General features: G+C 66.8%; 16 protein-coding genes and 2 pseudogenes. 6 read left to right on the top strand and 12 right to left on the bottom strand.

Translation table 11 applies throughout. The features are described from left to right. Nucleotides 1-9: 9 nt before the first annotated feature. The gene (locus tag AC56LK_RS14965) at nucleotides 10-1,473 is read right to left on the bottom strand and encodes an APC family permease (protein WP_497185288.1); all 1,464 of its coding nucleotides are present in this window, start codon (nucleotides 1,471-1,473) and stop codon (nucleotides 10-12) included. Nucleotides 1,474-1,718: 245 nt separating this feature from the next. On the opposite strand from AC56LK_RS14965, the gene AC56LK_RS14960 reads away from it, so the two are divergent. Further along, on the top strand, nucleotides 1,719-2,906 hold the full coding sequence (locus AC56LK_RS14960; RefSeq protein ID WP_497185287.1) for a globin domain-containing protein: 1,188 nt from the start codon (nucleotides 1,719-1,721) through the stop codon (nucleotides 2,904-2,906). Between the two features lie 34 nt (nucleotides 2,907-2,940). On the opposite strand, the gene AC56LK_RS14955 is transcribed toward AC56LK_RS14960, so the two are convergent. The 10 genes and pseudogenes from AC56LK_RS14955 to AC56LK_RS14910 form a co-directional block, all read right to left on the bottom strand. Further along, entirely contained in the window at nucleotides 2,941-3,810 is an 870-nt protein-coding gene (locus tag AC56LK_RS14955; RefSeq protein WP_497185286.1) for a head GIN domain-containing protein, read from the bottom strand. A 106-nt stretch (nucleotides 3,811-3,916) separates the two neighbouring features. After that, a pseudogene (locus AC56LK_RS14950) lies at nucleotides 3,917-4,624 on the bottom strand (oxidoreductase); the annotation flags it as partial. Next, nucleotides 4,624-5,625, bottom strand: a complete 1,002-nt coding sequence (locus AC56LK_RS14945) for a succinylglutamate desuccinylase (protein ID WP_497185285.1) — start codon at nucleotides 5,623-5,625, stop codon at nucleotides 4,624-4,626. The gene AC56LK_RS14945 and the pseudogene AC56LK_RS14950, both read right to left, overlap by 1 nt. 4 nt (nucleotides 5,626-5,629) lie before the next feature. Continuing rightward, nucleotides 5,630-10,345 carry an NAD-glutamate dehydrogenase domain-containing protein gene (locus AC56LK_RS14940; protein ID WP_497185284.1) on the bottom strand — a complete coding sequence of 1,572 codons (4,716 nt, stop codon included), beginning with the start codon at nucleotides 10,343-10,345 and terminating at the stop codon, nucleotides 5,630-5,632. 121 nt (nucleotides 10,346-10,466) lie between these two features. Beyond that, complete coding sequence (gene astB, locus AC56LK_RS14935; protein ID WP_497185283.1) at nucleotides 10,467-11,810, bottom strand: N-succinylarginine dihydrolase; 1,344 nt, start codon at nucleotides 11,808-11,810, stop codon at nucleotides 10,467-10,469. Between the two features lie 5 nt (nucleotides 11,811-11,815). Then, nucleotides 11,816-13,297, bottom strand: a complete 1,482-nt coding sequence (gene astD, locus AC56LK_RS14930) for a succinylglutamate-semialdehyde dehydrogenase (RefSeq protein ID WP_497185282.1) — start codon at nucleotides 13,295-13,297, stop codon at nucleotides 11,816-11,818. Then, nucleotides 13,290-14,324, bottom strand: coding sequence for an arginine N-succinyltransferase (astA, locus tag AC56LK_RS14925; RefSeq protein WP_497185281.1), 1,035 nt, complete (start codon nucleotides 14,322-14,324; stop codon nucleotides 13,290-13,292). The genes astD and astA overlap by 8 nt, the downstream gene beginning before the upstream one ends. Before the next feature lie 11 nt (nucleotides 14,325-14,335). Further along, nucleotides 14,336-15,364 carry an arginine N-succinyltransferase gene (locus AC56LK_RS14920; RefSeq protein WP_497185280.1) on the bottom strand — a complete coding sequence of 343 codons (1,029 nt, stop codon included), beginning with the start codon at nucleotides 15,362-15,364 and terminating at the stop codon, nucleotides 14,336-14,338. Between the two features lie 82 nt (nucleotides 15,365-15,446). Beyond that, nucleotides 15,447-16,688 (bottom strand): acetylornithine/succinyldiaminopimelate transaminase, encoded by a 1,242-nt coding sequence (locus AC56LK_RS14915; protein WP_497185279.1) that lies wholly within the window; start codon nucleotides 16,686-16,688, stop codon nucleotides 15,447-15,449. A gap of 152 nt (nucleotides 16,689-16,840) precedes the next feature. After that, the gene (locus tag AC56LK_RS14910) at nucleotides 16,841-17,782 is read right to left on the bottom strand and encodes a GlxA family transcriptional regulator (protein WP_497185278.1); all 942 of its coding nucleotides are present in this window, start codon (nucleotides 17,780-17,782) and stop codon (nucleotides 16,841-16,843) included. A 125-nt stretch (nucleotides 17,783-17,907) separates the two neighbouring features. Between AC56LK_RS14910 and AC56LK_RS14905 the strand changes: the two genes are divergently transcribed. The 5 genes and pseudogenes from AC56LK_RS14905 to AC56LK_RS14885 form a co-directional block, all read left to right on the top strand. Further along, nucleotides 17,908-18,375, top strand: coding sequence for a MarR family winged helix-turn-helix transcriptional regulator (locus AC56LK_RS14905; RefSeq protein ID WP_497185277.1), 468 nt, complete (start codon nucleotides 17,908-17,910; stop codon nucleotides 18,373-18,375). After that, nucleotides 18,372-18,653 carry a hypothetical protein gene (locus tag AC56LK_RS14900; RefSeq protein WP_497185276.1) on the top strand — a complete coding sequence of 94 codons (282 nt, stop codon included), beginning with the start codon at nucleotides 18,372-18,374 and terminating at the stop codon, nucleotides 18,651-18,653. Before AC56LK_RS14905 ends, AC56LK_RS14900 begins: the two co-directional genes overlap by 4 nt. A gap of 76 nt (nucleotides 18,654-18,729) precedes the next feature. Next, nucleotides 18,730-19,575, top strand: a complete 846-nt coding sequence (locus AC56LK_RS14895; RefSeq protein WP_497185275.1) for an HDOD domain-containing protein — start codon at nucleotides 18,730-18,732, stop codon at nucleotides 19,573-19,575. A gap of 144 nt (nucleotides 19,576-19,719) precedes the next feature. Beyond that, the gene (locus tag AC56LK_RS14890; protein WP_497185274.1) at nucleotides 19,720-22,062 is read left to right on the top strand and encodes a family 43 glycosylhydrolase; all 2,343 of its coding nucleotides are present in this window, start codon (nucleotides 19,720-19,722) and stop codon (nucleotides 22,060-22,062) included. A 31-nt stretch (nucleotides 22,063-22,093) separates the two neighbouring features. Then, nucleotides 22,094-22,627: pseudogene (locus AC56LK_RS14885) on the top strand (PEP-CTERM sorting domain-containing protein); the annotation flags it as partial. Nucleotides 22,628-22,654: 27 nt separating this feature from the next. On the opposite strand, the gene AC56LK_RS14880 reads toward AC56LK_RS14885, so the two are convergent. Continuing rightward, nucleotides 22,655-22,768 (bottom strand): transposase (locus AC56LK_RS14880; protein WP_497183945.1); only part of this gene is annotated, 114 nt, incomplete at its 5' end.

Genomic DNA, 22,768 nt, shown 5'->3' with positions numbered 1-22,768 from the left:
GTACTCCGCTTACTGCGCCTTGTTCAGGCGGCTGTGACGCACGCTGTACAGGAAGTAGGTCGCCACCGCCACGCCCATCCAGATGAAGAACACGCGGAAGGTGGCCGGCGACAGGTCCTTCATGATGTACAGGCAGGCCAGCACCGACAGGCCCGGGATCACGTAAGGACCGAAGGGAACGCGGAAGTTGCCCGGCTCGCCGCGGCCCTGCTTGGCGCGGATCACCGGCACCGCGATCGACACCACGATGAAGGCGGTCAGCGTGCCCATGCTCACCATGTCCCACAGGAAGGTGGCGTCGACCAGGCCGGCCACCGCGCCCACCACGAGGCAGACGATGATGGTGTTGCTGACCGGGGCCAGGGTGCGCTTGTTCACCTTCTGGAAGGTCTTCGGGATCAGGCCGTCGCGGCTGATCGCATACAGGATGCGGGTCTGGCCGTAGATCGTCACCAGGGTCACCGAGAACACCGACACCACCGCGCCGAGCGACAGCACCAGGGCCGGCCAGGCCTGGCCGGTCACGTTCTGCAGGATCACCGACAGGCCGGCTTCCTGGCCCGCGAACATGCGCGCGGGCTGGGCGCCCATCGCGGCGAAGGCCACCAGCAGGTAGAACACGGTCACGATCAGCAGCGCCGCCAGGATCCCGATCGGCACGTTGCGGCGCGGGTTGTTGGTTTCCTCGCCGGCGGTGGCAATGGTGTCCAGGCCGATGAAGGAGAAGAACACGGTGCCGGCGGCGGCGGTCACGCCGGCCATGCCGACGTAGCCGCTGTCGGGGTCGGGGCTGAAGAAAGGCGTGAAATTGGCGGCGTCGAAGCCGGTGAAGGCGATCACCGAGAAGAAGATCAGGATCGCCAGCTTGACCAGCACCATGATGGCGTTGGTGGTCGCCGATTCCTTGGTACCGCGGATCAGCAGGATGCAGCACATCGCCACCAGGATCACCGGCGGCAGGTTGAAGTTGCCCGGGTTGAAGTGGACGTTGTGGTGGCTAGAGACGAACATCGGCGAACGCAGCTGCGCCGGGATCTCCCAGCCGAAGGCATTCACCAGGAAGTTGTTCAGGTAGTCCGACCAGCCGATCGCCACCGCGCTCCCGGCCAGACCGTATTCGAGCAGCAGGCAGGCCGCTACGATGAAGGCGGCGAACTCGCCGACGGTCGCATAGGCGAAGGAATACGAGGAACCCGCGGCGGGCACGCGGCCCGCCAGTTCGGCGTAGCACAGGGCGGTCAGGCCGGCGGTGAGGGCGGCCAGCAGGAAGGACAGGATCACGGCCGGACCGGCCTTCGGCACCGCCTCGACCATGGTGAAGAAGATGCCGGTCCCGATGGTGGCGCCGACCCCGATCATCGTCAGCGGAAACAGGCTGAGCGAACGTTGCAGGCCACCGCCGGTGCTGCTGTCTTCATGGTGACGTTCAGCCTGTTTGGTACGAATCAGCTTTTGGCCCAGGGTCAGATTCACGGCAAGTCCTTTGGTGGCGCGGCCTGTCGCAGCGCGGTTTGTCTCGGGTCGGCAGCTTGATAGGCCACCAATCAAACCAGCGATTATAGGGGTTTTGCGTTCTTTCAATAAAATAGTTTGCTCAAACATGCATTCTCTAAGCATCTTTGATAGAATGCTTGCGTTCGCACGGATCAGCCCATCCAGTCCGAACCATTTTTTTGGCTTTAAACATTCATTGCTTATGCATCTATAAGGAAAACACCATGATCTCGAGCGCTTCCCGCCCCTACATCGACGCCTCCGTCCCGGTCCTGCGCGAGCACGGCCTGGCCATCACCACCACCTTCTACCGCAGCATGTTCGCGGCCCATCCGGAACTGACGAAGCTGTTCAACATGGGGAACCAGGCCAACGGCGCGCAGCAGCAATCGCTGGCGTCGGCGGTGTTCGCGTATGCCGCCAACATCGGCAACGCCGCGGCGCTCGGCCCGGTGGTGAGCCGCATCGTGCACAAGCACGCCTCGGTGGGCATCCGTGCCGACCACTACCCGATCGTCGGCCACCACCTGCTCGGCGCGATCAAGACGGTGCTGGGCGATGCCGCCACCGAGCCGCTGCTCAAGGCCTGGGAAGAAGCCTATACCTCGCTGGCGCGCCTGCTGATCGATGCGGAAGCGAAGATGGTCGAGGAAGCCGGCGTGCAGCCGGGCGAGACCCGCGCGATGCGCGTGACGGAAGTGGTGCGCGAGAGCGACAAGGTGATCTCGATCCGCTTCGTCCCGCTGGATGGCGGCGCCCTGCCGCCCTTCAAGGCCGGCCAGTATGTGAGCGTGGCGGTCGACTTCAAGGATGGCCGCCGCCAGCTGCGCCAGTACAGCCTGTCGGATGCGAACGGCAAGGACAGCCTGCGCATCTCGGTCAAGCGCGAGGACGGCGGCGCCCACCCGGCCGGCGAGGTCTCGACCTGGCTGCACGACAATGTGAACATGGACGACCTGCTGCACGTGACCCATCCCTTCGGCGACTTCCTGCCGGATACCGAATCGAACGAGCCGGTGGTGCTGCTGTCGGCCGGTGTCGGCATCACGCCGATGATCGCGGCGCTGAACCGCATCGCGATGGTCAACCCGGAGCGCCGCGTGATCTTCGCCCATGCCGCCCGCAACGCGGCCCACCACGCGCACCAGGCCGACACTGCCGCCGCCCAGGCGCGCATGCCGCACCTGCACGTGGTGAGCTTCCACGAAGAAGGCGAGCTGCCGGGCGTGTTGAAAGGGAAGATGGAACTGGAGCGCCTGCCGTCATGGCCGCGCACCGAGACCGAGGTCTACATGTGCGGCCCGCTGCCCTTCATGCAGGCCCAGTGGAATGCCCTGCTGGCGGCAGGCGCCCCGGCGGCCCGCCTGCACCGCGAGGTGTTCGGTCCGGACCTGCTGGACAACCTGCTGTAATGTACTAAATGGGCGTTCCGCCCACCCGGCGGCATCAATCGAGCAGGTGCACGTTGCGGCCCGTGACGCTGGTCCTGGCCGGATGCCCGTACACCCGGATACCGCCCGACCCGCCGCCGTGCGCAATCAGCGATTGCTTGACGGTGGCGCGGATCCCGCCCGAACCGTCGGCCGCCAGGTCGGCGTCCTGGGTCGACAGGCTCGCCAGGTCGACGCTGCCCGAACCCGCGACGCGGGCATTCAGCGAACGCACCGCGCCGCCGGCCTGCAGCACGCCCGAACCCGCCACCGAGACGCGCGCATAGTCGCCGCGGATCTCGCCGACGTTCATACGGCCCGAACCGGCGAGGCTCAGGTCCGCACTGGCGCTGCGCAGCTCGCCCGCATCGAGGACGCCCGAACCGCTCACGCGCGCCTGCAGGCTGTCGACCCTTCCTGCCAGCCGCACCTGTCCCGAACCGCTCTTGCGCACCGCCAGCGGCGCGCCGTCCAGGCCGGACACTAGCACCTGGCCCGAACCCGCGGCGCGTACCTCGGTCAGGCGCGGGGTGGTGTAGACGATCCGCACCGGCGTCTTGCTGCGCAGGCTGCGCTCGTTGACGATCTTTAGCGTGTTGCCGCTCGCCTCGGTGCGGATATAGGGCAGCAGGTTGCCGTCGGCTTCGACCAGCAGCGAGGGCGCCGGGCCGACGCGTACCTCGACCTGCATCGAACCGCTCACTTCCAGTTCGCCGTGCGCCGCCACCTGGCGCTGGTCGCGTGCCGCAATGCCGTCGCCTTCGATCGCGCTGTCGCTGAACACCGTCCGCATGCGCACGTCGCCGTCGTTCGGCGACACGATGATGGCGCAGCCGCCCAGGGAGGCGAGAGCGGCGATGGCAAGTAGGGCACGTGGCGTACGCATGGCATGAATCCTTTGTGGTGGTTGACTGCTGCGACTTTAACAAGCCCTCCATCCGGCCGCCCGGCCCGTGCGACAGGCTGCAGGAAATGCTCCCTGAACTGCGGCCCTATCCCGCACGCATACTGCCGAACAGCTCCTTGTGTTCACGCGGCTGCGAGCGCCAATACTGAGGCGGCGCGGCCACCTGGGCGCCCAGCTCGGCCGCCGCATGCCAGGGCCAGCGCGGGTCGTACAGCATGGCGCGCGCCAGGCCGATGAGGTCGGCCTGGCCCTGCTGCAGGATGCTTTCCGCGTGTTGCGCTTCGGTGATCAGGCCCACGCCGATGGTCGGCATGCCGGCCTCGCGCTTGATGCGCTCGGCGAACTCGACCTGGTAGCCCGGCTTGAGCGGAATCTTCTGCAGCGGCGACAGGCCGCCGGTGGAGACGTGGATGAAGTCGCAGCCGCGCGCCTCGAGCGCCTGGGCGACGCGCAGGCTCTGTTCGATCTCCCAGCCGCCTTCGACCCAGTCGGTGGCCGAGATGCGCATGCCGACCGCCATCTCGCGCGGCACGGCGGCGCGCACGGCATCGAAGACCTCGAGCGGGAAACGCATGCGGTTCTCGAGCGCGCCGCCGTACTCGTCGTCACGGGCATTCGACAGCGGCGACAGGAACTGGTGCAGCAGGTAGCCGTGGGCGGCATGCAGCTCGATGCCGTCGAGGCCCAGCGCATGCGCGCGGCGGGCGGCGGCGACAAAAGCTTCCTTGACGCGCACCACGCCCTCGGTTTCGAGCGCCAGCGGCGGCACCTCGCCCTGCTGCGGAAATGCGCTTAGCCGATCCGTACGACCATCAGCCCCGCACGCAAGCCAACCCGCACGTCCGGATTCGGAAACACGACCAGCTCCTCGTCATGCTCCACGCGGTACACCGTGTCCCCATCCGTCGCGATCACCTCACCCTTCTTCATCGGCGTGAAGTTCCAGGTCTCGCGTCCCACCGACATACTGAAGGCATCCGACAGCTTGATCACCTGGCGCGCCGTCGCGAACACGTGCGGCGCCGTCCTGGCCGGCAGGCCGGGCAAGCCACGCAGCAGACGGTAGAGCGCTGCGGAAGCATCGGCGAACTGCGACAGGTCGTTCTGCCCCAGCGTCCCGACCCGCCCCAGCTCCACGGTGCTGCCCGCGGCGCCATGGTGCTCCGCGGAGTAATAACTGTAGGTGCCCACCGACTTCGGATTCATGATGACGGCGCCGATCGCCGCCTGTCCCAGCCAGTCGATGAGCGCCTTGCGCGGCGCATCGGGAATGATCTCGGGCACGATCGCGAACATCGGATAGTGCGATGGCCGGATCGCCGTGTGCAGGTCCAGGTGCCAGCGCTGCGGCCCCGCACCCTCGAAGAAGGCACAGGTGGCGGCGATGAGCGCGTCGGCCCGCGCCGCCTCGAAGGCAGAAGCCAGCGAACCACGGTCGGCACGGAACATGCGGTTCAGGTCCGCATCGATGAAGCGCTTGCCGGCCGCGATCGCATCGATGTTCCCGACGCAGAGCATCAGGTCCACCGCCAGTTCACGCGGCGTGCGCGACAGGGCTTCGATCAGCCAGGCCACCATCTCGATCGGCCCGGTCTCGTCGCCATGCACGCCCACCGACACCAGCACGGCGGGACGCTGCCTGTCCTGCGCAGCGTGTTTCACCGTGATGATGCCGGGCGCCGGCAGGCCGACCGTGAAGCCGGCCTCCGAGAAGCGTTGCGCGACCGCGCCGAAGTCGGCTTCGGCCAGGGCGCGCACCGCTTCCGGCAGCGCAGAGTTTGCGGCTGCGCTCATCGCCTTAGGCCGCCAGGCGGTCCGGGCTCGAACCTTCCGACAGCGCCCAGACGTCCAGCATGGCCTGCTCGAGCTCGACCGGCTGTGCGAAGCCGGTCAGGCCGCGCGCCTTGGTGACTTCGCCGACGGCAGCCAGCGGATCGCCGCCCATGCCGGCACGCTCGATCACCTGCAGCAGCAGGCGCTGCTGGGTACGGCGCAGGGCCTGCATCGCGTAGTTGCGCAGCTGTTCCTGCGACTTGCTCTGCGCCGGCAGCTTGAGGCCGCGTTCGAGCGTGTCGATGCCGGCCTGCTGGCGCAGGGCCATGCCGACCTGCAGGAACTGGGCCAGGCTCATGCCGCTCGGACGCTGCACCGACACCGCCGCGAACAGGAAGGTGGCCAGCGACTCGATGGTCTCGACCGCCTTCCAGGCCGCGGTGAACGAGGCCGGCAGGCCGCTGTGGCCATCGGCTTCCGAACGGGCCGGGGTCAGCGAACGCAGCTGGTCGGCCTGGCCGAACAGGGTCGACAGCTCGGCCATGCCGTCGGTACCGCTAGGGAGCGACAGCACGCCTTCGATCACGGCGCGCAGCAGCGCACGGGTACGCGCGTCGACCGCCATCGAGACGTCACGCGGCACTTTCAGCGCATCGGCGTCGAGCGCGTCGAACACCGGCGCCAGGTGCAGCGCCGACCAGGCGCGCGCCCAGCCCTTCACCACTTCGGTTTCCTCGACGCGGTGCTCGGCGGCCAGGTCGCGCAGCATCAGCGGACCGCAGCGGTTGACCGCTTCGTTGGCCAGCACGGTGGCCAGGATGGTATTGGCCAGCGGGTGGTTCAGCGGGTTGCGGGTAGCGACCAGCTGGGCCGGGAAGTAAGGACGCAGCAGCGATTCGGCCCAGGTTTCCTTGGTCAGGTCGAGTGCCGACAGGGTGCGCTTGAAGCGGTTCTTCACGTTGGCGACGACCACCGCCAGTTCCGGCGCGCTCAAGCCCAGGCCCAGGGCCTTGCGGCGCTGCAGCTCGGTGTCGCTCGGCAGCTGCTCCAGTTCGCGGTTGACCGCGCCTTCCGATTCCAGGTTGGTGATCAGGGCGGCATAGCCGTCCACCACCGAGGCAGTGGTTTGCGCCTGTGCTTCGCGGGTCAGCAGGTGGGTCTGCAGGGTGTTGTCGCGCAGGACCAGGTCTTCCACGGCGCCGGTCATTTCGTTCAGCACGCGGTTGCGGTCCGACGCCAAGAGTTCGCCGGCGTTGACTTCGGTGTCCAGCCAGATCTTGATGTTGACTTCGTGGTCCGAGCAGTCCACGCCCGCCGAGTTGTCGATCGCATCGGTGAAGATGCGGCCGCCGGCCAGCGCGAATTCGATACGGCCGGCCTGGGTCGCGCCCAGGTTGCCGCCTTCGGCCACCACCTTGCAGCGCAGTTCGTTGCCGTTGACGCGGATGCGGTCGTTGGCGCGGTCCTTCACCTGCGCATGGGTTTCATTGGACGACTTGATGTAGGTGCCGATGCCGCCGTTGTAGAACAGGTCCACCGGCGCCAGCAGGATGCGGTGCATCAGCTCTTCCGGCGTCAGCGAGCTTTCCTTGATGTCCAGCGCTGCACGGACTTCCGGGGTCAGCTCGATCGAGCGTGCGGTGCGCGGGAACACGCCGCCGCCCTGCGAGATCAGTCCCTTGTCGTAGTCTTCCCACGAGGAGCGCGGCAGCGCGAACATGCGCTGGCGTTCCTTGAACGAGGCTTCGACGTCCGGGGTCGGATCCAGGAAGATGTGGCGGTGGTCGAAGGCTGCCAGCACTTTCAGCTGGCGCGACAGCAGCACGCCGTTGCCGAACACGTCGCCCGACATGTCGCCCACGCCGACCATGGTCACCGGGGTAGTGCTCATGTCGTGGCCCAGTTCGTAGAAGTGGCGCTTGACCGCTTCGAAGGCGCCCTTGGCGGTGATGCCCATCTTCTTGTGGTCGTAGCCGTTCGAGCCGCCCGATGCGAAGGCGTCGCCCAGCCAGAAGCCGCGCTTGACGGCGATGCTGTTGGCGATGTCCGAGAAGGTCGCGGTGCCCTTGTCGGCGGCCACCACCAGGTAAGGATCGTCCTGGTCGTGGCGCACGGTGTTTTCCGGCGGGACGATGGAACCGCGCACGCGGTTGTCGGTCACTTCCAGCAGGCTGGCGATGAACTCGCGGTAGCATGCTTCGCCTTCGGCCGCCACCACTTCACGCGCGGCGCCGGTCGGCATCTGCTTGCACACGAAACCTCCCTTCGAGCCGGCCGGCACGATGACGGCGTTCTTCACCATCTGCGCCTTCACCAGGCCCAGCACTTCGGTGCGGTAGTCTTCCATGCGGTCCGACCAGCGCAGGCCGCCGCGGGCGACCGGGCCGCCGCGCAGGTGCACGCCTTCGAAGCGGCGCGAGAACACGTAGATCTCGCGGTAGGGACGCGGTTCCGGCGCCAGCGCCAGGTTGCTGGTGTCGACCTTGAAGATGATCTTCTCGCCGTCGTTTTGGAAGTAATTGGTGCGCACGGTGGCCAGGGCCAGGTCGACCAGGGCGGCCATGATCTCTTCGGTGTCGGCGTGGTTCACGGTCGACAGGCCGGCCTTCAGGGCGGCCAGCTTGGCGGTGCCGGCGCTGTGCTCGGAATCGCCCAGCTTCGGATCGAAGCGCAGCAGGAAGGCGGTGACGAACTCCTTCACCAGCACCGGCTGGGTGCGCAGGGTCTCGGCCATGTAGCGCACCGAGAACTTGGAGCCGAGCTGGCGCCAGTAGCTGATGTAGGCGCGCACCAGCTGCACTTCGCGCATCGACAGGCCGCCTTCGATGGTCAGGCCGTTCATGCGGCCGTCTTCGGCGTCGTTGTTGAACAGCGCGGTGAACAGCTCTTCGGCGACTTCGGCGATGCCCGGCTTGACCAGCTTGGCGCCGCTCTCGTCGTCGACCGCGAGGGCGGTGACGTTGTGGCGCACGCCGTCGGCGGTGGTGAAGGACCAGGTCTGTTCGCGGTCGACCGCGATGCCGGCGTTCTGCAGTGCCGGCAGGATGCGCGACAGCGACGGCACGGTCTCGCCCGAATACAGGCGGATCGAGGCGTCGCGCACTTCGGCGCCCTTGCCGGCGCCCGGTTCGATGCGCACGCTGACGCGGTCCTTGTGGCCGTTCTTCAGCATGGCCTGCAGGTCGCGGAAGGCGATTTCAGGCGCGGTGGCGGTCACGAAGGAGACCGGCAGGTTGGCGCCGAGCTTACGCAGGCTGCTGCGCTGGCCGGCGTCTTCGATGGTGTTGGTCATGGCGGCGAAGCGGTCATGCCAGCCGTCCAGCACCGCCAGCAGCGGCTGCTGGATGTCGGTTTCGAGGTCGAGCGGGTAGCGGGCGGCGTGCGCGATCAGGTACACGCGGGCCAGCGGGCCGTCGGCCACCAGGGTCTGCACGCGCACTTCGCGCGCGCCCGAGCTGTCCTTCAGGGCCGAGGCCAGGCTGGACGCCACCGCGGCGCTGTAGCGCTCGCGCGGCAGGTAGACCAGCACGTTCAGGTGGCGCGCATATACGTCGCGGCGCGCGAAGACTTTCGGGCGCGGCTGCTTGTACATCGACACCACCGAGCTGCACACCTGGGCCAGCCATTCCGGATCGGCTTCCAGCGCTTCGGTGCGCGGCAGCGATTCGAGGATCTCGACGAATTTCTCGGCGCGGAAGCCTTCCTGGCGCACGCCGGCGATCGACAATACCTTGGCGACGCGGCCGCGCGCGAAGGGCAGACGCGCCAGCGGGGTCGAGGTGGCGGCGCGGGTGAACAGGCCGACGAAGCAGTGCTCGCCCAGGATCTTGCCCTGGGCATCGGTGTTGCGCACGCCGATGAAGTCGAGCGGCTGGTCGCGGTGCAGGGTGCCCTCGACGTCGGCCTTGACGATCGACAGGGTGTCGGCGCGGCGCGACAGGGTTTCGAAGTCGCCCGGGATGTTGGCCAGGCAGGTGCCGTAGACCGGGTGGACGGTATCCTGCAGCACGCCGATGCGGCTCGGGATGTCGCGCTCGAGTTCGCGCACGCCTTCCTTCACCACGTAGTAGGCGTAGCCGAAGGGCTCGAAGCCTTCGTTCTTGGCCCACTCGAGGAAGGCGGCCACTTCCTGGCCTTCGGGGGTGCCGGCGCTCGCGGCGGCGGCGGCCACCGCGGTCATGCGGTCGGCCAGCTTGACGGCGTCGCGGTGCACGGTGGCGGCATCGTTGGCGACCATGCGGATGCGCGCGGTCAGGGCGTCGAGTTCGGCGAATTCGAGTTCGTCGCTCATCAGGATCAGGACGATCGATTCCAGCGGCGCGCCGGCTTCGCCGACGGCGGTGGCGAGGCCGCTGGCGTCACGGCGCACCGGCAGCACGGCGTTCATCACGCCGGCCGCGGTCTGGCGCTCCTTGCGCAGGGCCATGACGAAGGAATCGACCAGGTAAGGCATGTCGTCGTTCAGGATCAGCAGCGCGGTGGCCATGCCGCCACGTCCGTCGGAATAGCGCATCTGCGCGATCTGGCAGCCAGGGCCGCTGCGCTGGGCCAGCTGCGAGAAACCTTCCCACAGCACCGGCGCCAGGCTCTCGGGGGCGGTGCCGGCCAGGTCTTCGTCGTCGAGGGCGCCGAGCCAGGCGCTGATGAGCGCACCCACCTGCGCATTGGCGCCGGTGGCGGACTGGTTTGCGTTGACCAGCGTGAGCGTCTGGCTGCGCAAATCTTGAGGCATGTCTTTCATGGTTGCTTCTCCAAAGTTTGTGTGCCCGGGCGCGCTCTTGCTTGTGGCTTCGCGCCGCCCTGGCTTTATATGGACGGGGGTGTCCCGTCCGAATCCGTTATTAGAACATGCCCGCCGGGTCTTACGACAGGTCGTACAGGCCCGGCAGGCCGAGGATGCGCTCCAGTTCCTCTAGCGCCGTCATGCATTCGATCGCGAGCTGCGGGTCGGCCAGGTCCTTCGGCTCGATGCGGTCGCGGTAGTGCTTCTCCACCCAGGCGACCAGCTGCGCGTACAGGGCTTCGGTCATGATCACGTCGCCGTGCATCGCCTGCGCCTCGTCCTCGGTCAGGGCCACGCGCAGGCGCAGGCAGGCCGGCCCGCCGCCGTTGCGCATGCTCTGGCGCAGGTCGAATTCGAGCAGCTCGTCGATCGGGCCGTCGCCGGCCATCATCGCGACCAGGTAGCGCGACACCGCCTCGTTCTCGCGGCATTCGTGCGGCACCACCAGGGCCATGCGGCCGTCCGGACGGGTGAGCAACTGGCTGTTGAACAGGTAGCTGGCCACGGCGTCGGCCACCGGCACCTGGGCGGTCGCGACGCGCACCGGCACCAGGTCGGTATCGACGGCGCCCAGGGCGCGGCGCAGCGCGTCCAGCGTGCCCGCTTCGTCGACGAAGGCCTGGTCGTGGTAGAACAGCACATTGCCGTTGCCGACCGAGATCACGTCGTTGTGGAACACGCCCTGGTCGATCACGTCCGGGTTCTGGAAGGCGAACACGGTGCGCGCCGCATCCAGGCCATGCAGGCGGGCGACCGCCTGCGAGGCTTCCAGGGTCTGGCGCGCCGGGTACTTCTTCGGGGCCGGGGCCGAGGGATCGAACTCGGCGCGGCCGACCACGAAGAATTCCACGCCGGCCGCGCCATGCGCTGCGGCGAAACGGGTGTGGTTGGCGGCGCCCTCGTCGCCGAAGGCCGGCACCGGCGGCAGCGCGTCATGCACCACGAAGCGGCTGCTGTCGCCGAAGATGGCGCGCAGGGTGCGGGTGGCCTGCACGTGCTCTTCCGAGCGATGCAGCTTGTTGTTCAGGTTCGCCGGCGTGAAGTGCACGCGGCCGTCCGCGGTGTCGGCCGAGGGGCTGACGGTGGCCGCGTTGGCGGTCCACATCGGCGCCGCCGAATAGGCGCAGGCCAGGATCACGGGCGCTTCGCGGAAGGCGCGCGCCAGCACGTCGGCGTCGGTGCCGGAAAAGCCGATGCGGCGCAGCAGGCGGAAGTTCGGGCGCGCCTGCGGCGGCATCACGGCCTGGGCGTAGCCGCGCGCGGCCAGTTCGCGCATCTTGGCCAGGCCCTGCAGGGCGGCCTGGCGCGGGTTGGAGGCGCTGCGCACGTTGCTGAACGAGGCGACGTTGCCGAACGAGAGGCCGGCATAGTTGTGGGACGGGCCAACCAGGCCGTCGAAGTTGTATTCGCGGGCAGTACGCATGGGTCTCAGAAGTTCAGGCCGGGCGACAGCTTGGCCGGCAGTTCGAGTTCCGCCGTCTCGATCGAAGCGACCGGGTAGGCGCAGTAATCGGCGGCATAGTAGGCGCTCGGGCGGTGGTTGCCCGATTTGCCGACACCGCCGAACGGGGCCGAACTGGCCGCGCCGGTGGTCGGGCGGTTCCAGTTGACGATGCCGGCGCGGGCGCGCACCGAGAAGCGCTTCCACAGTTCCTCGGAAGGCGACAGCAAGGCCGCGGCCAGGCCGTATTCGGTGGCGTTGGCCACGCGCAGGGCCTGGTCGAAGTCCTTCACGCGGATCACCTGCAGCAGCGGGCCGAACCACTCTTCGTCCGGGATGCCTTGCGCGCCGGTGGTGTCGACGATGCCGGCGGTGACGAAACCCGCGTCCGGGTCGAGCTGCTTCATCTGCAGCAGCACCTTGCCGCCCTTGGCGGCCATGTCGGCCTGCGCTTCGACCAGGCGGGCGGCGACGGCTGCCGAGACCACCGGGCCCATGAAGGGCTGCGGTTCGGCCTTCGAGGGGCCGGGCTGCAGGGTGGCTGCGATTTTTACCAATCGGTCAAGGAAGGCCTGTCCCGCCGGCGAATCTTGAATAATCAGGCGGCGCGCGCAGGTGCAGCGCTGGCCGGCCGAGATGAAGGCCGACATTACGGTGTGGTGCACGGCGGCGTCCAGCAATCTGGGGTCGGTCGGGATGTCCCACGCCACCAGCGGGTTGTTGCCGCCCATTTCCAGCGCCAGCATCTTGCCCGGCTTGCCGCCGAACTGCTTGTGCAGGGCCATGCCGGTCTGGCTGCTGCCGGTGAACAGGATGCCGTCGATGCTTGCCTCCTGGCCGAGCGCCACGCCGGTGTCGCGACCGCCGTTGACCAGGTTCAGCACGCCCTTCGGCAGGCCGGCCTGTTCCCACAGCTGCACGGTCTTCACCGCGGTGCGCGGCGCATATTCGCTCGGCTTGAAAACCACGGTGTTCCCGGCGATCAGGGCCGGCACGATGTGGCCGTTCGGCAGGTGGCCCGGGAAGTTGTAGGGGCCGTAGACGGCGAACACGCCGTGCGGGCGGTGGCGCAGCACGGCATTGCCGTCGGCGACCTTGCTTGCTGTTTCGCCGGTGCGCGCGCCATGGGACTGGACCGAGATGTCGATCTTGTTGGCCATGGTCGCCACTTCGGTACGCGCTTCCCACAGGGGCTTGCCGACTTCCTCGGCGATGATCGAAGCGAGTTCCTCGCTGTGTTCCTTCAGCAGGTCGCGGAAGCGCGTGCAGACGGCGATGCGCTCCTCCAGCGGCGTGAGCGCCCAGGATTCGAAACTGTCGCGCGCGGCGACGGTGGCACGCGCGACGTCTTCCGCCGTGGAGGCATTGCTGGTCCAGGTCTGGCGTCCGGTGGACGGATCGATGGTGGCCAGCTCCGGGCCGCTGCCGGCGAGCCATTCGCCGCCGATGTAGTTCGAGAGATTAGGCATTCGCGTTCTTCCTTGCGTTGAGGGGCAGCGTGCGTACTTCGTCGCCGGCCTGCACGTGCAGCTGCGACAGCTCCTGGGCCGACAGTGCGATGCGGGTGGCGCCGGGCACGGCGCGGGTCAGGATCATGCGGAAATCGGCGAGCCTGGTGTTCGACACCAGCAGGTGTTCAGTCTCGCCTTCGTGGTTTCCTTCCTCGGCCACGGCCAGCACGCTGTCGCGCACCGCGCGCAGCTCGGACACGCGGCCCTGCAGCACCGGGCCGGCGTCGAAGATGTCGACGTAGCCTTCGTAGTGCATGCCTTCGTTTTCCAGCAGCTTGCGCGCCGGCAGGGTCGAGGTATGGACCTTGCCGATGACTTCGCGCGCCGATTCCGGCAGGTAGTCGACGTACAGCGGCTGGCGCGGCATCAGTTCGGCGATGAAGGACTTCTTGCCGATCGCGGTCAAGCCGTCGACGTGGTCGAAGTCCATCTTGAAGAAGTGGCGGCCCAGGCCTTCGTAGAAGGGCGAGCTGCCGTTTTCGTCCTGGTAGCCGCGCATCTCGGCGATGATCTTCTCGGTGAACAGCTGCTGGAACTGGGCGATGAACAGGAAGCGGCTTTTCGACAGCCACTTGCCGTTGAAGCCGGCGCGGTACTGCGGCAGCAGGAACAGCGAGCACAGTTCGGACGAGCCGGTCAGGTCGTTCGACAGGTACAGGGTTTCCATCCGCGTAAACACATTCAGTTCGCGGCTGCTGTGCACCAGGGTGCCGATGCGGTAGTTGTAGAAGGGCTCGGTGAGGCCGACTGCGCCCTTGATCGCGCATACGCCGGCGATGCGCGCATCCTCGGTGTGCTCGAGCACGAACATATAGTCGCGCTGCTCGGGCGGAATGGTCTGGTTGAAGGAGGCCACCGCGGTGGCGACGCGGTCGCCCAGCATCTTGCGGTCGGGCTTCAGCGTGGTCATGCCGCTGCCGGCCTGGCGCGCCATCTCGATCAGGGCGTCCAGGTCGGTGGTGTTTACTGCACGGATTACGAGCATCGGGTCCTCTCTCAGATGCGCACGCAGGTGACGCTGTCGCCCGCGGAGACGCCCAGCGCCTGCTGGGCTTCGCGCGGCAGGCAAATGGCCTGGCCGGCGTCAAGCGCCGGGCAGGCGGCGATGACGGCGCGGAAGTGTTGTTCGCTGCTGGCCACGGCGTAGGTCAGCATTTCGTCCCTGCCTGCGGCACGGCCGGCGTTCTCGACCTGGCGCACCTGCGAGGCGCAGAAGGAGCGCAATGCGTTCTTGTGGGCCTGCAGGATCGGGCCGCCGTCGAAGATGTCGATGTACTCGTCGGCTTCGAAGCCTTCCTGCGTGAGCAGCTGGAAGGCCAGCTGGCCGCTCGGGTGGATCTGGCCGAGCGCCGCCTGGGCGTCACCCGGCAGCAGCGGCACGTAGACCGGGTAATGCGGCATCAGCTCGACGATCAGGGTGCGGTTGCGGGCGCCGTCGATGACGCGCTCGGCGTCGAGGAAGTCCATCTTGAAGAACTTGCGGCCCAGCGCATTCCAGAACGGCGACTGGCCCTCGCTATCGGTGACGCCGGCCAGCGGCACGAAGAAACGGTCGCCGAAGCGCTGCGGCGCCAGCACGGCGTACAGCAGGCGCGCGCGCGACAGCAGCGCGGCTTCAAGGCCGGCGTTGTCGCGGTTGCGGACATAGAAGCCCGACAGGTGCGAGTAGGCCGTCAGTTCCGAGCACAGTGTCAGCGCGTGCACGCTGTGGCTGATGTTCAGGTCGCGCGAGACCTGCTGGATCACGTCGTTGCGGAAGGCGAAATAGGTGCCGTTCGAGCCGGCCGAGGCGTGGATCGACGAGGTGCCGACCACTTCGCGGCTGCGCAGGTCCTCGAGCACGAACTGGTACGACTCCTCGCTCGGGATGTCGACGTGGGCGGCGAACGAGGCGATGGAACGCTCGACCGCCGCGACGATGGCTTCACGCGTGCGCGGCAGCGTGTGCACGCCGGGGATCGACACCGCCCCCAATGCCTCGAGGGCGCCGATATCTCCGCGTTCAACCGGTCGGACTACATACATGCGAACTCCCAGAATGGGTTCAACTTAAACGGCAAGGCCGGCCACACCCGCTCGGGGAGGCCGGCCGGATGCAGGCTTCGGATCAGCCTGCGATGAATGCCTCGACGGCTTCGCGCATCAGGCGGTCCGCTTCCGCGATCTGTTCGTCCGACACCACCAGGGCCGGCGCCAGGCGCACCACGTCCGGGCCGGCGATCAGCAGCATCAGGCCGAGCTTTTCGCAGGTCTTGGTGTAGTCCTTGGCGCGGCCCTTGAAGTCGCCCGTCATCGGCAGGCCGATCAGGAGACCCAGGCCGCGCGGCTTGCCGAATACCTGCGGGTAGTCGGCGGCCAGCTTTTCGAGGTTGGCGAAGATCTTGCCGCTCGCTTCGCGCACGCGCGCCAGGAAGGCCGGCTGCTTGATGGTCTCGACGACCTTCAGGCCGACGGTGCCGGCCAGCGGGTTGCCGCCGTAGGTGGTGCCGTGCGAGCCGACGTTCAGGTGCAGGCCGATTTCCTCGGTGGTCAGCATGGCGCCGATCGGGTAGCCGTTGCCCAGGGCCTTGGCCGAGGTCAGGATGTCCGGGGTGACGCCGGTGTCCATGTAGGCGTAGAAGGCGCCGGTGCGGCCGACGCCCGACTGCACTTCGTCGAACACCAGCAGCGCGCCGGTCTGGTCGCAGAGTTCGCGCAGGGCCTTCAGGTAGGCGTGGTCGCCCGGGATCACGCCGCCCTCGCCCTGGATCGGCTCGACGATCACGGCGGCGACATCGTCGGTGATCGCGGCGCGCGCGGCTTCGATGTCGTTGTACGGGATGTGGTTGATTTCCTGCGGCAGCGGCTCGAAGCCTTCGGTGTACTTCGGCTGGCCGCCCACCGACACGGTGAACAGGGTACGTCCGTGGAAGGACGACAGGCAGGACACGATGCGCGACTTGTGCGCGCCGAACTTGGTGTGCGCGTACTTGCGGGCCAGCTTCAGGGCCGCTTCATTGGCTTCGGCGCCCGAATTGCAGAAGAAGGCGCGGTCGGCGAAGGTGGCTTCGGTCAGGGCGCGGCCCAGGCGCAGCACCGGCTCGTTGGTGTAGCCGTTGCCGAGGTGCCAGAGGGTGTTGATCTGCTCCGTCACTGCGGCCACCAGGGCCGGGTTGCAATGGCCCAGGCTCGACACCGCGATGCCCGAGGTGAAGTCCAGGTAACGCTTGCCTTCCTGGTCCCACACGTCCAGGCCCGCCGCGCGCACCGGCACCATGGCGGCCGGGGCGTAGGTCGGGACGAGGACTTCGTCGAAGGTCTGCCGGGTGACAGGCCGCGTGGTGACACCGGAATCAAGGTTTGCGTTCATGGCTTCTTCCTCATCAATAGTCGGTTGGTGCGCGGACGGGTGCAGCGCAGGCTCGAGCCATTATAGAAAGCCACCCTGACAAGTTCTTGCAGAAGTGCGACAGGGATTTTCGTTTTTAGTCGGAGAAATATTATGGGAATGGCAAAGGACGCTTACTGACCGAGCTTGCGCTGCCGTTCTTCCCGTGGGGTATTGCCGAACAGCGCCCCAAACGCCGTCGAAAAGTGCGAGCCCGACGAGAACCCGCACATCAGCCCCACCTGCACGATCGAATAATTGGTGTCGAGCAGCAGCTTGCGCGCCCGCTGCAGGCGCAGTTCGAGGTAATAGCGCGACGGCAGGCTGCCGAGGTACTGCTTGAACAGGCGCTCCAGCTGGCGCCGCGAGATGCCGGCCAGGCCGGCGATCTCGTCGGTCGAGAGCGGCTCTTCGATGTTGGCTTCCATCAAGGCCACCGCCTCGGTCAGCTTCGGCTGCAGGGTGCCGAACCTGGCCTGCAGCGCCACCCGCTGGCGCTCGTCCTTGCCGCGCACGCGGTCCACGCACAGGCTTTCCTTGACTTGCGCCTGCACCGCCGCGCCGAACAGCATTTCGATCAGGGTCAGGGCGAAGTCGATGCTGGCCGCGCCGCCGCAGCAGGTCAGGCGGTTGCGGTCGAATTCGAAGAGGTTGGGCGTGAACAGGGCCTGCTCGGCCAGCGCATTGGTGTCCGGATACAGGGCCCAGGGCAGTGCGGTGCGCACGCCGTGCAGCGCGCCGGCATCGGCCAGCCACAGCACGCCGGCACCGACGCCGCCCCAGAACGGCGCCGCGCGGCAGCGCTCGACGAGGACGCGGCAGTTGGCGGGTTTGAGCGCCGCTTCGGCCTCGTCGGCGACCAGCAGCACCAGGTGCCAGTGGCGCTGGGCATCGGCAGTGAACTTGTCGGGGCTGCGCACGTCAACGTGCAGCAGCTCGGGCCCCAGCAGCTTGGCCGCCAGGCGCAAGGGCTGGACCAGGCCGGACCAGGTCAGCATGTCCGGCTCGCCCGCGTTAACCAGCAGCACGCGCAGCGGACGCTCCTGTGCCAGTTGGGACAGGTCAGCAGGCGGCATCGGGATGGATCGGCGGTGTCATCAAGGTGGAATGATACCGGAGATAATGATCCGGGACCGATCATGCCCGTCCCGGGGACGCATGTCGATCCGGCAAAACCCCGCCGGCCAGCTATAATCCGCCCATGGGGGAACGATATCTAAAGAGTGTCCGGCTGCTGGCCGAGTGCATGCAGGGCTTCGAGCGTTTTTCCGGCGAATCGGTGCGCCAGCACGGGCTGACGCACGCACAGTTCGATATCATTGCCACGCTGGGCAACACGCCCGGGATGAGCTACAAGGAGCTCGGCGAGCGCACCCTGATCACCAAGGGCACACTCACCGGCGTCATCGAACGGCTGGAACAGAAAGGCCTCGTGGTGCGCGAACGCAGCAGCGACGACAAGCGCTCCTTCTTCGTGCGCCTCACGCCCGCGGGCGAAGCCGTGTTCGGCGACGTGTTCCCCAAGGTGGTGGCGCATGGCAAGCAGCTGTTCGCGCACTACGGCGATGCCGACTTCGAGGCCCTGGAAAACGTATTGCGCAGGCTGCGCGACCAGATCGCCGCCGGCAGCCTTCCTCCCCAATCACCACAAGCAAAGGAATTGCCTTGAAAACATCTCTCATCGACGGCAAAAAGCCTGCCCATTTCGACAAGCACATCATCGGCAACATCCTGCTCGATGTCGCGCCCCTGGACGAAGTCAGGCAGGAAGCCATGCTGATCGGCGTGCGCAACGAAGCCGGCGAGATCTACCGCCTCATCGGTGCAACCAAGCTCAACAGCTTCATGAATGCGACCGAAGAACTGCTCGATCTCGGCCTCGTGGACGAGCTGCAGGATCTCGAGGAGCAGAAGGAAGGCTGCGACGCCATCTTCAGCGAACCTTGACCTGGCTCAAACCTTGGAAAAATTCCATAAGGCAATTTTTTCAAGTTTGACACGGCGATGGGGGTATAATTTTTCGATGGACCGACTCTCCGCACTCAAGAGCATCGCCGCCCAGGCCAGCCGCGGCGAACTCAGCTTCCCGACGAACGTCGACGCGACGCTCAAGCTGCAGCGCGCGCTCAACGAACCCGACTGCCACGCCGACATGGCGGCGCGCCTGGTGCAGGCCGAACCCCTGCTTGCGGCGCGCACGGTGGCGATCGCCAATTCAGTGGCCTACAACCGTGCCGGACACGACGTCACCAACGTCCGCGCGGCGGTCCAGCGCGTCGGCTTCCGCACGCTCGGTGCACTGGCCGCCTCCGTCATCGTGCGCCAGCTGGCGAGCGAAATCAGCGATCCCGGCCTGCGCGCCAAGGCCGATGCGCTCTGGATCCACTCGGCCCACGTGGCCGCGCTGGCCCAGGTGATCGCGCGCCGGGTCTCCTTCGTCGACCCCGAAACCGCGATGTTCGCCGGCATCGTGCACGAAGTCGGCGGCTTCTACCTGCTTTCGCGCGCCGAGGAATTCCCCGGCCTGCTCGACGATGGTGCTGAGAACAGCGCCGACGAATGGATCGAGCATGGCGAAGTCGCGATCGGCCGCGGCGTGCTGATCAAGCTCGGCGTGCCGGTGCCGGTCATGGGCGCCATCGAGGCCCTGTGGAACGGCATGCGCGCGCTGCCGCCGGAAACCCTGGGCGACACCCTGCTGCTCGCCAATGACCTGGCGCCCTTCCCTTCTCCCCTGCATGTGCGTCCGGGCGCCACCACCCTCGATTCCGCCGCCACCATCGACTTCACGGTCGGCCAAGGGACCCTGGCCCAGGTCCTCGCCGAATCCGCCGAGGAAGTGAAGAGCCTCACCGCCGCCCTGCTCTGAGCGGCGTCACACTGTAGCTCGGCAGTCGATACCGATACCGGTATCGACTGCCGTATTAATCTCATTAGTAAATAAGCACAAACGTCTTCAAGCTTGGTATGCACCGTTCATACGGCATAACAAAAAAGCTCACGGAGACATGCAATGAAGAACACCCTCGCACTGTGGGGGATGGGGGCGCTATTGGCCTCATCCCTGGTTTCCCCGAACGCCGCCGCCCAGGCCGGATTCACTCCCATCAGCTTCAAGAACGCGTCCGTCCACGACCCTTCGGTGGTCAAGTCCGGCGACACCTACTACGTCTTCGGCTCCCACCTCGCTGCCGCGAAGTCCACCGACCTGATGAACTGGCAGCAGGTCAGCGACGGCGTCAGCGCGACCAATCCCCTGTTCCTGAACGGCACGGCGAACGTGTTCACGGAACTGTCCGAAACCTTCGCCTGGGCGCAATCGAACACCCTGTGGGCGGCCGACGTCAGGCAGCTGGCCGACGGCAAGTTCTACATGTACTACAACGCCTGCAAGGGCGACTCTCCCCGTTCCGCCCTCGGCATTGCCGTGGCCGAGCGCATCGAAGGGCCCTATGTCGACAAGGGCATCATCCTGCGCTCCGGGATGTGGGGACAGGCCAGCCACGACGGCACGGTGTACGACGCCCTGAAGCACCCGAATGCGGTCGACCCGCACGTGTTTTCGGACAATGCGGGCCGCCTGTGGATGATCTACGGCTCGTATTCGGGCGGCATCTTCATCATGCAGATGAACCCGAGTAACGGCATGCCCTTGCCCGGCCAGGGCTACGGCAAGCGCCTGATCGGCGGCAACCACAGCCGCATCGAAGGGGCCTTCGTGATGTACAGCCCGGCCACCTCCTACTACTACATGTTCACCTCCTTCGGCGGCTTGGATGCGAATGGCGGCTACAACATGCGGGTGGCGCGCTCGCTCAATCCGAATGGCCCCTACCTGGATGCCCAAGGCAATGACATGGCCAATGTCAGGTCGGACCCAGGCAAACCGCTGTTCGACGACGCCTCGATCGCGCCCTACGGCGTCAAGCTGATGGGGAACTACCTGTTCGAGCGCAAGCTGGGCGAGGCCGGCACCGGCATCGGCACCGGCTATGTGTCGCCCGGCCATAACTCTGCCTATTACGATGCCGCGACCGGCAAGCATTTCCTGGTATTCCATGCGCGCTTCCCGGAGCGCGGCGAACAGCACGAGATCCGGGTACACCAGATGTTCATGAATGCTGACGGCTGGCCGGTCGTCGCGCCCTATCGCTACGCGAAAGAAAATGCCACTGCCGTGCGCCGCGAGTTCGTGATCGGCGACTACCTGTTCGTCAACCATGGCAAGGACATCTCCGCCACCGTCAAGAAATCGCAGTCGATCACCTTGGGCAGCAACGGCGCGGTGAGCGGCGCGGTGACAGGCAGCTGGACCCTGTCCGGCAGCAATGGGGTCGAGCTGCACCTGGCGGGCGCCGCCTCGCCCTACAAGGGGGTCTTCCTGAACCAGTGGGACGAGACCTCGAAAAGCTATGTCATGACCCTGTCGGCCCTGTCGCGCGAAGGCGTGGCGGTGTTCGGCAGCCGCCTGATCCCGCGCACCGACGCGCAGGTGGTGAATGCGATTTATGCCGAGCTCAGCCTAGGCAATACCGCGGCCGTGAGCGCCAACCTGAACCTGCCGACCTCGGCGGCGCGCGGCGCAAGCATCGCCTGGACGTCCTCGCATCCCGCCATCGTGAGCAATACCGGCGTCGTCACCCCTGCCGCCAGCGACGTCACCGTGAGCCTGAGTGCGCGCATCACGAAGGGCACGGCCAGCGCCGTGAAGACCTTCGCCGTCACGGTGCGCAAGGCCGGCGGCCTGCTGGCGCATTACCCCTTCGACGGCAACCTGCTCGACGCCAGCGGCGCAGCCGCGCCCGGCACCGTGGTCGGCAACCGGCTCGACGTGGCCGGGGGCAGCATCGGCTATGAAGCGGGCGCCAAGGGCAATGCCGCCGTCTTCAACGGCGCCAGCGGCATCCGCCTGCCGAACGGCCTGATCACCACCAACAGCTACACGGTCGCGCTCTGGCTCAAGCCGGCGCAATTGACGCCGTTCACGACGACCTTCTTCGGCGCCCGGACGACCGACTCGTGGATTAGCCTGCTTCCGATGGGACATGAGTTCGTGAATGGTGCGTCCATGCTGTGGTCGGGGACGGCCTGGTATGACGCGGGGCTGGGCATGAACCTGCCGGTCGGCCGCTGGTCGCACCTGGCCTTCACGGTCAGGAACGGCGCCGTCAATGTCTACGTGGACGGGGTGAAACGCTTCAGCGGCAGCAACTTCCCGAACGTATTCACCACCACGAGCGGCGTGTTCGCGCTGGGTGTGAACTGGTGGGATACGCCCTATAAAGGGTCGATGGATGACCTGCGCATCTATGGCAGCGCCTTGAGCGATGCCGATGTAGCGGCCCTGGCCCGTTGAGCAAGCCATTTACCTCCAAGGACGACGACACATGAAAACCATTGCCTTCTCCCTGATGTTGTTGCTGGCCTCGGCGGGCGCTTCCGCCGGCGTGATCGGCTTCGACGACTTGTCCGGTGACGAAACCGAAGCGATCGCCAACGGCTACCAGGGCTTCGACTGGGACAACTTCGGCACGATCCGGGCCGAAGCCTATCCGGGCAGCGGCTATGCCGCCGGCACTGTCTCCTTCGCGAACACGGCCTTCAACCGCGACGGCGGCATAGCGGCGATCTCGAAGGCGGGCGGCTTCAACTTCGCCGGCGCCTTCTTCACCTCCGCCTGGCTCGACCAGGAACTCGCCTTCGACGGCTGGCGCGATGGCCAGTTGCTGTATTCCAGCACGGCGTCCTATGTGGTGGACACGGTCGCGCCGGTATGGATCGGGCTCGGCTGGTCGGGGATCGATACCCTCGTCATCTACAACAGCAGCGGCACGCAATGGGCCATGGATGACTTCACGGTGCCGGAGCCGGCTTCGCTCGGCCTGTTCGCCACCGCCCTGGCGGGGTTGGCGATGTCGCGCAGGAGCGAAGCCCGCAAAAAAAATGGTTCATCGCACTTTCCCGGGGAACGCATCCTTGATTTTCAGGAAGAAGTAGGATGCGTCTTGAAATCCGTAGGCCATGCGCTTGATGACCTTGATGCGATTGTTGACGCCTTCCAG

This window comes from Telluria sp. ZB4P36, from assembly GCF_059685865.1.
Note: the sequence above shows the minus strand (reverse complement) of the source record. Positions and strands in the feature narration are given on the sequence as shown.

What these genes read in the sequence shown, in the direction of transcription:
- AC56LK_RS14940 (WP_497185284.1), bottom strand. Translation starts at nt 10,345, where the DNA reads ATGAAAGACATGCCTCAAGATTTGCGCAGCCAGACGCTCACGCTGGTC.
- astA (WP_497185281.1), bottom strand. Translation starts at nt 14,324, where the DNA reads ATGCTCGTAATCCGTGCAGTAAACACCACCGACCTGGACGCCCTGATC.
- AC56LK_RS14955 (WP_497185286.1), bottom strand. Translation starts at nt 3,810, where the DNA reads ATGCGTACGCCACGTGCCCTACTTGCCATCGCCGCTCTCGCCTCCCTG.
- AC56LK_RS14920 (WP_497185280.1), bottom strand. Translation starts at nt 15,364, where the DNA reads ATGTATGTAGTCCGACCGGTTGAACGCGGAGATATCGGCGCCCTCGAG.
- AC56LK_RS14905 (WP_497185277.1), top strand. Translation starts at nt 17,908, where the DNA reads ATGGGGGAACGATATCTAAAGAGTGTCCGGCTGCTGGCCGAGTGCATG.
- AC56LK_RS14895 (WP_497185275.1), top strand. Translation starts at nt 18,730, where the DNA reads ATGGACCGACTCTCCGCACTCAAGAGCATCGCCGCCCAGGCCAGCCGC.
- AC56LK_RS14890 (WP_497185274.1), top strand. Translation starts at nt 19,720, where the DNA reads ATGAAGAACACCCTCGCACTGTGGGGGATGGGGGCGCTATTGGCCTCA.
- AC56LK_RS14960 (WP_497185287.1), top strand. Translation starts at nt 1,719, where the DNA reads ATGATCTCGAGCGCTTCCCGCCCCTACATCGACGCCTCCGTCCCGGTC.
- AC56LK_RS14945 (WP_497185285.1), bottom strand. Translation starts at nt 5,625, where the DNA reads ATGAGCGCAGCCGCAAACTCTGCGCTGCCGGAAGCGGTGCGCGCCCTG.
- astB (WP_497185283.1), bottom strand. Translation starts at nt 11,810, where the DNA reads ATGCGTACTGCCCGCGAATACAACTTCGACGGCCTGGTTGGCCCGTCC.
- AC56LK_RS14910 (WP_497185278.1), bottom strand. Translation starts at nt 17,782, where the DNA reads ATGCCGCCTGCTGACCTGTCCCAACTGGCACAGGAGCGTCCGCTGCGC.
- AC56LK_RS14915 (WP_497185279.1), bottom strand. Translation starts at nt 16,688, where the DNA reads ATGAACGCAAACCTTGATTCCGGTGTCACCACGCGGCCTGTCACCCGG.
- astD (WP_497185282.1), bottom strand. Translation starts at nt 13,297, where the DNA reads ATGCCTAATCTCTCGAACTACATCGGCGGCGAATGGCTCGCCGGCAGC.